10 protein-coding genes and 1 pseudogene are annotated in these 10,890 nt (G+C 71.9%); 3 read left to right on the top strand and 8 right to left on the bottom strand.

What is annotated here, in order from left to right; translation table 11 throughout:
• The 4 genes from ACFXI4_RS36010 to ACFXI4_RS35995 form a co-directional block, all read right to left on the bottom strand.
• Window positions 1-353: hypothetical protein (locus tag ACFXI4_RS36010; RefSeq protein WP_384999221.1), on the bottom strand; the 353-nt coding region annotated here is incomplete at its 3' end.
• Between the two features lie 326 nt (window positions 354-679).
• Window positions 680-1,786, bottom strand: coding sequence for a HAMP domain-containing sensor histidine kinase (locus tag ACFXI4_RS36005; RefSeq protein ID WP_362722326.1), 1,107 nt, complete (start codon window positions 1,784-1,786; stop codon window positions 680-682).
• On the bottom strand, window positions 1,783-2,523 hold the full coding sequence (locus ACFXI4_RS36000) for a response regulator transcription factor (RefSeq protein WP_362722323.1): 741 nt from the start codon (window positions 2,521-2,523) through the stop codon (window positions 1,783-1,785). The genes ACFXI4_RS36005 and ACFXI4_RS36000 overlap by 4 nt, the downstream gene beginning before the upstream one ends.
• 110 nt (window positions 2,524-2,633) lie before the next feature.
• A complete protein-coding gene (locus tag ACFXI4_RS35995; RefSeq protein ID WP_384999218.1) occupies window positions 2,634-3,332 on the bottom strand; it encodes a spermidine synthase in 699 nt (232 codons plus the stop codon).
• Window positions 3,333-3,588: 256 nt separating this feature from the next.
• Here ACFXI4_RS35995 and ACFXI4_RS35990 point away from each other — a divergent pair, with 256 nt between their 5' ends.
• Window positions 3,589-4,338, top strand: a complete 750-nt coding sequence (locus ACFXI4_RS35990; protein WP_384999215.1) for a rhomboid-like protein — start codon at window positions 3,589-3,591, stop codon at window positions 4,336-4,338.
• A gap of 221 nt (window positions 4,339-4,559) precedes the next feature.
• Here ACFXI4_RS35990 and ACFXI4_RS35985 read toward each other — a convergent pair whose 3' ends face one another.
• Together ACFXI4_RS35985 and ACFXI4_RS35980 are read right to left on the bottom strand one after the other, a co-directional pair.
• Window positions 4,560-4,913 carry a hypothetical protein gene (locus ACFXI4_RS35985; RefSeq protein ID WP_384999245.1) on the bottom strand — a complete coding sequence of 118 codons (354 nt, stop codon included), beginning with the start codon at window positions 4,911-4,913 and terminating at the stop codon, window positions 4,560-4,562.
• 218 nt (window positions 4,914-5,131) lie between these two features.
• Window positions 5,132-5,337, bottom strand: a pseudogene (locus tag ACFXI4_RS35980) (GNAT family N-acetyltransferase); the annotation flags it as partial.
• Window positions 5,338-5,530: 193 nt separating this feature from the next.
• Here ACFXI4_RS35980 and lon point away from each other — a divergent pair.
• On the top strand, window positions 5,531-7,951 hold the full coding sequence (gene lon / locus ACFXI4_RS35975) for an endopeptidase La (protein WP_384999213.1): 2,421 nt from the start codon (window positions 5,531-5,533) through the stop codon (window positions 7,949-7,951).
• Between the two features lie 68 nt (window positions 7,952-8,019).
• Here lon and ACFXI4_RS35970 read toward each other — a convergent pair whose 3' ends face one another.
• On the bottom strand, window positions 8,020-8,826 hold the full coding sequence (locus tag ACFXI4_RS35970) for a lysozyme (protein ID WP_384999210.1): 807 nt from the start codon (window positions 8,824-8,826) through the stop codon (window positions 8,020-8,022).
• Between the two features lie 276 nt (window positions 8,827-9,102).
• Between ACFXI4_RS35970 and ACFXI4_RS35965 the strand changes: the two genes are divergently transcribed.
• A complete protein-coding gene (locus ACFXI4_RS35965) occupies window positions 9,103-9,594 on the top strand; it encodes a MarR family winged helix-turn-helix transcriptional regulator (protein ID WP_384999207.1) in 492 nt (163 codons plus the stop codon).
• Window positions 9,595-9,870: 276 nt separating this feature from the next.
• Here the strand turns inward: ACFXI4_RS35965 and ACFXI4_RS35960 are convergent, their stop codons facing one another.
• Window positions 9,871-10,659, bottom strand: a complete 789-nt coding sequence (locus ACFXI4_RS35960) for a hypothetical protein (protein ID WP_384999204.1) — start codon at window positions 10,657-10,659, stop codon at window positions 9,871-9,873.
• Between the last annotated feature and the right edge of the window lie 231 nt (window positions 10,660-10,890).

Genomic DNA, 10,890 nt, shown 5'->3' with positions numbered 1-10,890 from the left:
GCCGCGGCGGGCGCCTGAGCGGCGGGCGCGGGCGTGGCGGGCGCCGGCGCGGCCGGAGCCGCGGCCTGCTGCGCCTGCGCGGACGTCGTGGTGCCCGCGGCCCCCGCGGCCGCGGTACCCGCCGGAGCCGAGGCGGCAGGCGCCCCCGGCTTGTAGTCGGCAAAGAAGTCCCACCAGGCTCGGTCTACCGAATTCGGGTCCTGGAGGTACTGCTGATAGATCTCGTCGACGAGCCACTCGTTCGGTCCGAACGCGGCTGCGGGGTTCTTGCCCGCTTGGTCTGCGTCGGTCGTGGGTGCATCTCCCGCCCGCAGGGTGGGGGAGCTCGAGTTACTGGGGGACTGTGGCGACACGGCGGCAACCGCCCTCTTCCGCTTCACAAGGTGATGGACAGCGGAAATAAAGGCTACGCCCCCAAGACCGTGAAGGTCAGGTCGGGCCGGTTCATCGTCGTGTAAGTCACACCGGAAAGCGTGTTTCGGGGCTCGGAATGGCGGGAAACAAGCGAGGTTCCGCTGTGAGCGGACCGAATCGGGGCATGGCTCCGCCGCGCCGATGATCACCGCCCTTTGGCACCCCTCACGACGTGCGCGGAGGTCGCACCTGATCACGGGCGCCCGGCCGCGCGGACGCGTCCGGGACCGCAGGTGGATCTTGAGGCTCCGAATCGAACTTTACGTCAACTTGGGACGGAGGAAAGCCCTGGGAGGGTGACGATAATCCTGCAGCCCCGGTCGGATTCGGCCACGCCGATCCGGCCGCCGTGCAGGTCCACCGCCCACCGGGCGATCGCCAGCCCCAGCCCCGTACCGCCGTCGCTGCCGGGCCCGTGCGGACGCCGTACGGCCCCCCGGTTGAACCGCTCGAAGACGCGGTGCCACTCCGAGCGCGGAATGCCGGGGCCCTCGTCCAGGACCTCCAGCTCCAGCGACTCGGACTGACGGCCGCGCCGCGCCTTCACGGTCACCCGGCCGTGCGGCGGGCTGTGCTTGACCGCGTTGTCGATGAGGTTCGCCACCACCTGGTGGATGCGCTCCGGGTCGGCGTGCGCGGTCAGCTCCGGCGGCGAGACGTCCAGGTGCAGATGGACGTCCGTACGCGTGTGGCTGCCGGAGTTGGAGGCGAGGCCGCGCGCGCCGGCGACCATGTTGGCCTCCTTGAGCACGCCCGAGAGGTACGGCCACACCTCGAAGCGGCGCTGCCGCAGCGGTACGACGCCGTTGTCCAGGCGGGAGAGGTCCAGCAGGGTCTCCACGAGCCGTCCGAGCCGCTCGGTCTGCTTCAGGGCCGTGCGCATGGTCTCGGTGTCCGGCTCGGCGATCCCGTCGACGACGTTCTCCAGGACGGCCCGCAGGCCCGCGATGGGCGTGCGCAGTTCGTGCGAGACGTTCGCCACCAGCTCCTTGCGCTGGCGGTCCTGGGCCTCCAGCTCGTCGGCCATGACGTTGATCGTCTCGGCCAGGTCGCCCAGCTCGTCCCGGCGGTTCTCGCGTACCCGGCGCGTGTAGTCGCCCTGCGAGATGGACCGGGCCACGGCGTTCATGTCGTCCAGCGGCGCGGTGAGCGAATGCGCCACGAACTGCGTTATCAGCAGCGTGGCGATCATCGAGAAGACCGTGATGAAGCGCAGCTCCGTCTTGGTGTGCACCGCGATCATCGACAGACCCGTGGTGATCAGGACCGAGACGACGACCAGCGCGCCGAGCTTGGTCTTGATCGAGAACGGGCGCACGGTGCCCCAGGGCTCCTCCCCGGGGCCTCTCGGTCCGGCCGGCCCGGCGGTCATGGCGTCGGTGTCTCCAGTGCGTAGCCCACCCCGTGCACGGTGCGGATCCGCTCGGCACCGATCTTCCGGCGCAGCGCCTTGATGTGGCTGTCGACCGTGCGGGTGCCGGAGGCGTCCGCCCAGTCCCAGACCTCGGCGAGCAGCTGCTCACGGGAGAGCACCGCGCGCGGGGTGTTGGCCAGGCACACCAGCAGGTCGAACTCGGTCGGCGTGAGGTGCACGTCCTCGCTGCGCACGCGCACCCGGCGCTGCGCGTGGTCGATCTCCAGCTCGCCGAGGCGCAGGATGCCGGACCGGGGAGTGGAGGCCGCGACGGCCGCCCGCTCCACCCGGCGCAGCAGTACGTGCACCCGGGCCGCCAGTTCCCGCATGGAGAACGGCTTGGTCATGTAGTCGTCGGCGCCGACCCCGAGGCCGACCAGCATGTCGGTCTCGTCGTCGCGCGCGGTGAGCATCAGCACCGGCACCGGCCGCTGGGCCTGCACGCGACGGCAGACCTCCAGACCGTCGAAGCCGGGCAGCATGATGTCGAGGATCAGCAGATCGGGCTGCCAGGCCTCGGCGGTGTCGACGGCCGCGGGCCCGTCGCCCGCCGTTTGCACGAGAAATCCCTCGGCGCGCAGGCGGGCCGCGATGGCGTCGACGATCGTGGCGTCGTCCTCGACGACCAGAACCCGGCGCTGAGCGCCCGGAGTAGCCGTCGCCGTGCCGTTGTGGGAGGTGTGTGTCTGCTCCATCGCCCGCCCCTGTGTGCTTTCCGGAACCAGTGGGGTGATCCCATGACTGCGATTGACGCTTGAATGATCCGCGTCAGGGATGCACATTACGGGGACGGACGGCGCACTCGCTATCCAGGGCGGACGGCAAGGTGAACGACGTCCGGAACGCCCCGGGCAACCGGGATCTCTTCGGTACGCACCTGTTTGAACCCGGCATTCCGCAAGGTTTCCTCGAATTCGGCGGAGGGCTGGGCGGACCACACGGCGAGTACCCCGCCCGGTCTCAACACCCTTGCGCAGCTTGCGAGTCCGGCCGGTGAGTAGAGGCCCTCGTTGTCCTCGTCGACGGTCCAGCCGGGGCCGTTGTCAATGTCGAGGCACAGCGCGTCGAATGTGTCGGAAGTCTCATTGACGTACGCGACCAGATCGGCCTCGACGATCTCCGTGCGCGGATCGGCGAACGCGCGCCCGGAGAGCGGGGACAGCGGGCCGTCCCGGTGCCAGCCGATCACGGCCGGCTCCCGCTCCACGACCGTGATCCGGCCCCAGCGGGGGTCCCGCGCGGCGTGCGCGAGCGAGAACCCGACGCCGAGCCCGCCGATCAGCACGGCCGGCCCCGCGCGTCCGTCCAGCGCCTCCCGGGCGGCGTCGACGAGCAGCCGTTCCGAGCGGCCGTCGGAGGTGTCCATCAGGAAGCAGCCGTTGGCGATGATCTGCAGCAGTCCGCCGTGTCTGCGCAGGACCACCTCGCCGTACGGCCCCTCGCGCCGGTCCAGGACCACGGGAGGACCGTCGTCCACGGAAGTCGTGCCCTTGATGTCCGCCATGCCGGCCATCCTGCCCCAACAGGGCTTTGCGGCCACGCGAATTACGGGTGCCGTACAGCCCTCGGAGTGTCACTCGTTCGAGGGGCCGCCCGGCGCTTCGCGGCCGTCGGGGGCCCCGGACGGCTCATATGGTCCTCCCGGCTTCTCGTGGTTCTTCGGAAAATCCTGTGAATCGCTCGCCGGGTGGCCTCGGTCATAGACAGCGGCCCGGGGGAGTGCGAAGGCTGGCGAGGTGAAACGGAAGGAGCGCCTCACCGTGGAACGGACCGTGCCGGCGGCCCCCCTGCTGGACAGGGTGCCGCGGCAGCGCGGCCCGGTCGCGGTCCTCGGCGCGACCATCACGCGCCCCGTCCCGCGGGTGCGGCCCTGGCGGCTGCTGCCCACTCCCACCGGCACACCGGTCACCTTCGGCTACATGGTGATCCTGGCGCTCACCTCGCTCTTCGCCGAGTTCGCCGGCCCCGGTCTGCTGCACGCCGTCTACCAGGACTCCAGCACCGACGTCGCCCACCTCGTGCGTACCCCGGTCTTCGTCCTGCTGGCCAGCGCCCTGTGGGTGGCCGGGGGCCTGCTCTCCCCCTACGCCCTCGCCTTCGTGCTCGTCCTCACCGCACTGGAGCGGCGGACCGGGGGCGCCCGGGCGATCCTGGTCTTCCTGGCGGGCCATGTGCTGGCCACCCTCGCCACCGAGGTCCCGGTCGGCCTCGCGGTCCTGGCCGGTCACCTCCCGGACACCTCCCTGCACCGCCTCGACTACGGCATCAGCTTCGGCGTGGCCGCCAGCATCGGCGCCCTGTGCGGCCTGCTCACCCCCTGGCTGCGCTGGCCCCTGCTCACCCTGGTCGGCTGCGGCCTCGTCGCGGACCTCATCGCCTTCGAGGACCCGATGACCGACTGGGGGCATCTGATCTCGCTGGGCATCGGGACGGCGCTGTGGCCGGCGGTACGGCGCTGGCACCGGGAGCGGCGGCAGGCCCCGGTCCCGGCCGGCGGCACCGCCGTATGACCCGCCGGTGGCGCGGCGGTGCCCGCGCGCGGTCGTGGCCGTGGCGGTGGGCGCCTGGGTGCGGGGAGGGTCAGCCGGCCGGGGTCCAGACGTACGGGGTCGTCGTCGTCACCGCCCTGAAGCCCAGCCGCCGCAGGATCGGGGCGCTGTCGTCCGAGGCCTCCACGAGGAGGTGAGGTAGAGGGTGTTCCTGGCCGCCGCCCGGGCCGCCCGCAGGGCCTTCAGCGCACGGTCGACGCCCCTGCCGCGCCACTCGGCCGGCGTGGACCCGCCCAGCAGCATGGCGCCACGTGCACCTCGTTGTCGTCGGGCTCGACGGTGAGCCGGCCCCTGAGGTGTCCGGTGATCCACGCCATGTCCTCGCCCCACACCGCCGTCTCCAGTGCGGCCGTGCGGTCCAGGTCCGTGTCGGCGGTGACCCGGCGCAGCGCCACCTCGGGGGGCGGCGCCGGGGACCCTGCGGCGAGGTCCTCGGCCGGGGCGATCACGACCGTCTCCCGCGGCTCGGGCACGAAGCCGGCCGCGCGCAGCCGGTCGGGGAGGTCCGCCGGGTCGTCGTGCCCGCGCCTCTCCACTCCACCGCCTCGCCGCGCGCCGCGAAGAAGTCCCGCTGCCGCGGATCGGCTTCCGGGACAACCTGCTGTGCGTGACGCTCGGTGCGGTGGCCGTCGTTGCCGCGGCGGCGCAGGCCGAGCAGGCGTCGACGCTGCCGGCGCTGTCGCCAGCGTGCGTGGTGCTCGGACGGACCTACCTGGCCAACGACGAGAAGATCGCGGCGATCGGGCACCGGGCGGGCGATCAGCGCGTCCAGCTCCGGGCCGCGCACGCCGCCCCAGTCACGCGGTCCGGTCACGAACCCCCGGTGCCGGCCCACGACCGGAGGACGGGGCCGTCGTACTGGTAGGTGATCCCGGGCGCGGGGACCGGCTGGGCGGCGCGCATTTGGGAGTCGTAGGCGGTCAGCAGGGCCGCGTCGGTCTCGGTCTCGTTGTCGGTCATCGGCCGACCGTACGGGGAATGAGCCCGCGCCGATCAACTGTTTTCCGGTCGTGGCGGCGGCTGTTCTCCCGGCCGCGCGCCCGTACGGCCAGGTCGGTGAGCGATCGCTCACAGCGAACGCACCCCTGGGAACATTCGGTGGCTCACATGCATTGAGTCGGCATAGCTCAAGTTCAGTGCCGAAAGGGAGATCATGGCTTCGACGTCCGCATCACTCACCCTCCCTGTGCTGCCGCTCGACGACGAGGTCGTGCTGCCCGGGATGGTGGTCCCGCTGGACCTCAAGGACCCCGATGTACGTGCCGCCGTGGAGGCCGCCCAGGCCGCCGCCCGCAACGAGCCCGGCAAGCCCAGGGTGCTCCTGGTGCCGCGGGTCGACGGGACCTACCCGGGCACCGGTGTGCTCGGCACCGTGGAGCAGGTCGGCCGCCTGGCCGACGGTGATCCCGGCGCGCTGATCCGCGGCCGTCACCGCGTGCGCATCGGCGCCGGCACCACCGGCCCGGGTGCCGCCCTGTGGGTGGAGGGCACCCGCATCGAGGAGAACGTTCCGGAACCGGTGCCCGGTCACGTCACCGAACTGGTCAAGGAGTACAAGGCCCTCGCCACCGCCTGGCTGCGCAAGCGCGCCGCCTGGCAGGTCGTGGACCGGGTGCAGGCCATCGACGACGTCTCCGCGCTCGCCGACAACTCGGGTTACTCGCCGTTCCTGACCACCGAGCAGAAGATCGAGCTGCTGGAGACCGCCGACCCGGTCGCCCGGCTGAAGCTCGCCACCCAGCAGCTGCGCGACCACCTGGCCGAGCAGGACGTGGCCGAGACGATCGCCAAGGACGTCCAGGAGGGCGTCGACAAGCAGCAGCGCGAGTTCCTGCTCCGCCGCCAGCTCGAAGCGGTCCGCAAGGAGCTGCGCGAGCTGAACGGCGACGCCGCCAAGGACGGCGAGGAGTCCGACGACTACCGCGCCCGGGTGGAGGCAGCCGACCTGCCGGAGAAGGTCCGCGAGGCCGCCCTCAAGGAGGTCGACAAGCTGGAGCGGTCCAGCGACCAGTCGCCCGAGGGCTCGTGGATCCGGACCTGGCTGGACACCGTCCTGGAACTGCCGTGGAACGAGCACACCGAGGACCAGTACGACATCCAGGGCGCCAAGGCGGTCCTGGACGCCGAGCACGCCGGCCTGGAGGACGTGAAGGAGCGGATCACCGAGTACCTGGCGGTGCGCAAGCGCCGCAGCGACCGGGGCCTCGGCGTCATCGGCGGGCGCCGTGGCGGTGCCGTGCTGGCGCTCGTCGGTCCGCCCGGTGTCGGCAAGACCTCGCTCGGCGAGTCCGTCGCGCACGCGATGGGACGGAAGTTCGTCCGGGTCGCCCTCGGCGGTGTCCGGGACGAGGCCGAGATCCGCGGTCACCGGCGTACCTACGTGGGCGCGCTGCCCGGCCGGATCGTCAGGGCGGTCAAGGAGGCCGGTTCGATGAACCCGGTCGTCCTGCTCGACGAGATCGACAAGGTGGGCTCCGACTTCCGGGGCGACCCGGCGGCCGCCCTGCTCGAGGTGCTCGACCCGGCGCAGAACCACACCTTCCGCGACCACTACCTGGAAGTCGAACTCGACCTGTCCGACGTCGTCTTCCTGGCCACCGCCAACGTCCTGGAGGCCATCCCGGAAGCCCTGCTCGACCGCATGGAGCTGGTCCGGCTGGACGGCTACACCGAGGACGAGAAGGTCGTCATCGCCCGCGACCACCTGCTCCCGCGCCAGCTGGAGCGGGCCGGCCTCGGCGCGGACGAGGTGGCCCTCGACGAGAGCGCGCTGCGCAAGCTCGCCGGGGAGTACACCCGGGAGGCGGGCGTGCGCACCCTGGAGCGGTCGATCGCCCGGCTGCTGCGCAAGGTCGCTGCCCAGCACGAACTGGGCGAGCGGACGCTGCCTTTCACGATCAGGGACGAGGACCTGAGGGACCTGATCGGCCGGCCGCACCACGTGCCCGAGTCCGCCCAGGACCCGGCCGAGCGCCGTACGGCGGTCCCGGGTGTGGCGACCGGGCTCGCGGTCACCGGAGCGGGGGGCGACGTCCTCTTCGTGGAGGCGTCACTGGCCGACCCGGAGACGGGCGCGGCGGGTCTGACCCTGACCGGCCAGCTGGGTGACGTGATGAAGGAGAGCGCGCAGATCGCCCTGTCCTTCCTCCGCTCGCACGGCGCCGAACTGGAACTCCCGGTCGCCGACCTCAAGGAGCGGGGCGTGCACATCCACTTCCCGGCGGGCGCGGTCCCCAAGGACGGCCCGAGCGCCGGCGTCACCATGACGACGGCCCTCGCGTCCCTCCTGTCCGGCCGTCTGGTCCGCACGGACGTGGCCATGACCGGTGAGGTCTCGCTGACCGGCCGGGTGCTGCCGATCGGCGGTGTGAAGCAGAAGCTGCTCGCCGCCCAGCGCGCCGGGGTGACGACCGTCATCATCCCCAAGCGCAACGAGGCCGACCTGGACGACGTCCCGGCGGAGGTGCTGGACAAGCTCGACGTCCACGCCGTCACCGACGTCCGCCAGGTCCTGGAGCTGGCGCTCGCGCCCGCCACGAACGGCGCGACGCCGGAGGTTCCGGTAGCGGCGTGACGGACGCTGCCGGAGGGAGAGGGCCCGGGTCCCCGCGAGGGGGCCCGGGCCCTCGTGCCGTGTGGTCGTCAGCCGTTGGCGAGCGCGATCACCCGGTCACGGGCCCCGTTGAACTTGTCGTGGTCTCCGACGTTCGGACCGGACGACGTGTACTGCCACGCCGTGTAGTACGACCAGCCGGCCGGCAGTGTGCCCACGTCCGAGGCGTACCGGGCGATCCACAGCGGGTTGGCGGCCGCGAAGCCGCTGTAGTTGCCGGTGCAGTCGGTCCACCAGCTGGTCGCCGTGTAGATCACCGCGTTCCGGCCGGTGCGCGCCTTGTAGGTCTTGAGGAAGTCGGCGATCCAGCTGACCATCGCGCTTTTGGACTTGCCGTAGCAGGCGGCGCCGTACGGGTTCCACTCGATGTCGAGGGCGCCGGGCAGCGTCCGGCCGTCCTTGGACCAGCCGCCGCCGTGGTCGACGAAGTAGTTGGCCTGGGCGGCACCGCTCGTGGAGTCCGGGGTCGCGAAGTGGTACGCGCCGCGGATCATGCCCACGTCGTAGGAGCCCTTGTACTGCTGGGCGAAGTAGGGGTTCGTGTAGTACGTGCCCTCGGTCGCCTTGGTGTACGCCCATTTGACCCCGCTGCCCAGCAGGGTCGGCCAGGAGACGTTGCCCTGGTGGCCGGAGACGTCGACGCCCTCGGTCTGGGTGGCGTCGCCGCTCTTGGGCGTACCGCTCTGGCCGTCGTGGGTCAGTACGCCCATGCCCATGTAGGCCGAACCGCGGGCGGGGATGGCCGTGTCGGCGTGGGCGGGGGTCAGGGAGACCGTCGCGAGCAGTAGCGCGAGCAGTCCGGTGTGGAGAGTGGGGGCGGGTCTGTGCACGGGCATGACGTGCCTCCGTGGGGTGAGGTGGGGGTCCCAGATATGCCAGAGACGGCCGGTGCGGGGGGCGCGACACGACGCGGAGTCACACGGCGTGACGCGCATTGCTGGCATGCGCATGTCATCCATGCCCTGGTGGAGAGGCCACGCACGCGGAGAACGCCGGGGAAGGGGGTCCGGAGGCTGCCGATGGTCTACGCCTGCGGAATACTTGGCGAGCTGCGGCGATGACAGGGTTTGACGGAAACTTTCAGGACTGCGAAACCGATCAGGGGTGCTGACGTGCACGACGACGAAAAGGGCGAGGGACAGCGCGTCGCCGCCGGGTTGCCGCCGGGCGGCGCGGACCAGGAATTCCTGACCCTGGAACGCGAGTTGACGGTGCTGCTGCGACGCGCCCGCGCCAGCCAGGGAGAGATGGCGCGCGAGGTCCACCCCGACCTGGAGTCGGCCGCGTACGGCCTGCTGGCCCGGCTCGACGAGTGCGGCGGCCAGCGCGCCACCGAACTGGCCGCCTACATCGGCGTCGGCAAGGCCACCATGTCCCGTCAGCTGCGCGCCCTGGAGGAGCTCGGACTGATCGCCCGCGAGCCCGACCCGGCCGACGGGCGGGCCTGGCTGGTCGCCCTCACCGACGAGGGCCGGCGCCGGGTCGGCACGGTCCGCGAGGCCCGCCGCGGCCGTTACGTCAGCCAGCTCGCCCACTGGCCCCGCCGGGAGGTCGCCGAGCTGGCCCGGCTGCTGCACCAGCTGAACGGCGTGATGGAGAAGTAGCCGCCGCAGGGGGCAGCAGATCGCGCGGGGGTATCGGGGCGCAGGGGGCTTCAGGGCGCGCGGGGGTCTGGGGGCACGCAGGGTGCTCCGGGACGCGCGGGGGCTTCCGCGCGGGGAATCGGGACGCAGGTGCTTCAGTGCGCGCGGTGGCCCCGGGCACGCAGGGGGCTCCGGGACGCGCGAGGGTATCGGAACACAGGGCCCCGGGACGTGCGGGACGCTCCGGCACGCGCGGGTCCAGGGGCACAGGGGGCCACAGGGCGGCGCGCGGGGGCTTCAGAACTCGACGTACACCACCGTCGCGTCGTCGTGCGTCTTGCTCCGCCCCAAGAACGCCCGCTTCTCCCGGTCGGCCGCCTCCAGCTCCCGCACCCGGTCGACCAGTGCCCGCGCGCCCTCCTTGCGTATGACGTCGAAGAGGGCCGCCCAGTCGCCCGCACGGAACTTCTCCGTCCAGCGGGTCGCCCCGTCGGTGAGGGCGGCGAGCGCGCCGACCCGGTCCAGGGGCACGGCGCCGGCCACCGCCCGGGCCGCGACCGAGGGGTCGGCGGCGGCCGTGAAGAAGCCGCCCTCCTTGTTGCGGACCGTGGCGTCGGCGATCGCGTCCGAGGCCAGCGAGGAGCGCGGGACACGGTCGAGACGGTCGTCCAGGACCGCGGTGACCGCGCCGTCGGGGGAGCGCAGCAGCAGCGCGGAGTCGGACAGGACGAGGTACTCCAGGGTCTCCTCGGACCAGCGACCCAGGACGACCGTCGCCTGGGGCGTGCGCGGGTGAGAAAGGTCACAGGTGTCACCATGGGCCTCCGCGGTGCGCCGGATGGCGCGTCCGAGGATTTCCCGCAGCGTCAGATCTGGTGCCGAAAGGGTCAGTTCGGTCAGTGCGCCGCCGAGGCGGGCGGTGAACCAGGGGACGGAATGCAGACACCCGGTTCCGTCCTCCGGCGGGGTGACTCCGTCCAGGACGATCAGGCAACCCCCCTGTCCCGAGGCGGGAAGTCCGACCCCCGCGAAGTCCTCGTTGGGACGGTCGGGGGTGCCGGGTTCCGAAACGAGTTCAGTGCGCATCCGGCCAGTCTGCACGACCCCTTCACGATCTTCGCCAAAGGCTGGCAACCATCCGGGAATTCACGCAGTCCCGCAGGTCAGCCGCCTGTTTTGGGCTGGAATAGAGCACTCCGGGAAGACGTGGTGGCGAATCCTGTCAAAGCCTGCCGTCCGCGTCCAACCGGCAGGCCGGACAGGGCCCCCGCACGGTCCGCCGTAACTTGCCCGCCAACTCCCCTCCGATGTTCACTC

This window comes from Streptomyces sp. NPDC059224, assembly GCF_042754285.1.
In the GTDB taxonomy this organism is placed as follows: domain Bacteria; phylum Actinomycetota; class Actinomycetes; order Streptomycetales; family Streptomycetaceae; genus Streptomyces.
The sequence above is the reverse complement of the archived record's forward strand: the minus strand, read 5'-3'. Positions and strand labels throughout refer to the sequence as shown.

Bases quoted from the DNA above. Each gene is read 5' to 3' on its own strand.
- ACFXI4_RS36005 (WP_362722326.1), bottom strand. From the start codon at position 1,786: ATGACCGCCGGGCCGGCCGGACCGAGAGGCCCCGGGGAGGAGCCCTGG.
- ACFXI4_RS36000 (WP_362722323.1), bottom strand. From the start codon at position 2,523: ATGGAGCAGACACACACCTCCCACAACGGCACGGCGACGGCTACTCCG.
- ACFXI4_RS35995 (WP_384999218.1), bottom strand. From the start codon at position 3,332: ATGGCGGACATCAAGGGCACGACTTCCGTGGACGACGGTCCTCCCGTG.
- lon (WP_384999213.1), top strand. From the start codon at position 5,531: ATGGCTTCGACGTCCGCATCACTCACCCTCCCTGTGCTGCCGCTCGAC.
- ACFXI4_RS35970 (WP_384999210.1), bottom strand. From the start codon at position 8,826: ATGCCCGTGCACAGACCCGCCCCCACTCTCCACACCGGACTGCTCGCG.
- ACFXI4_RS35960 (WP_384999204.1), bottom strand. From the start codon at position 10,659: ATGCGCACTGAACTCGTTTCGGAACCCGGCACCCCCGACCGTCCCAAC.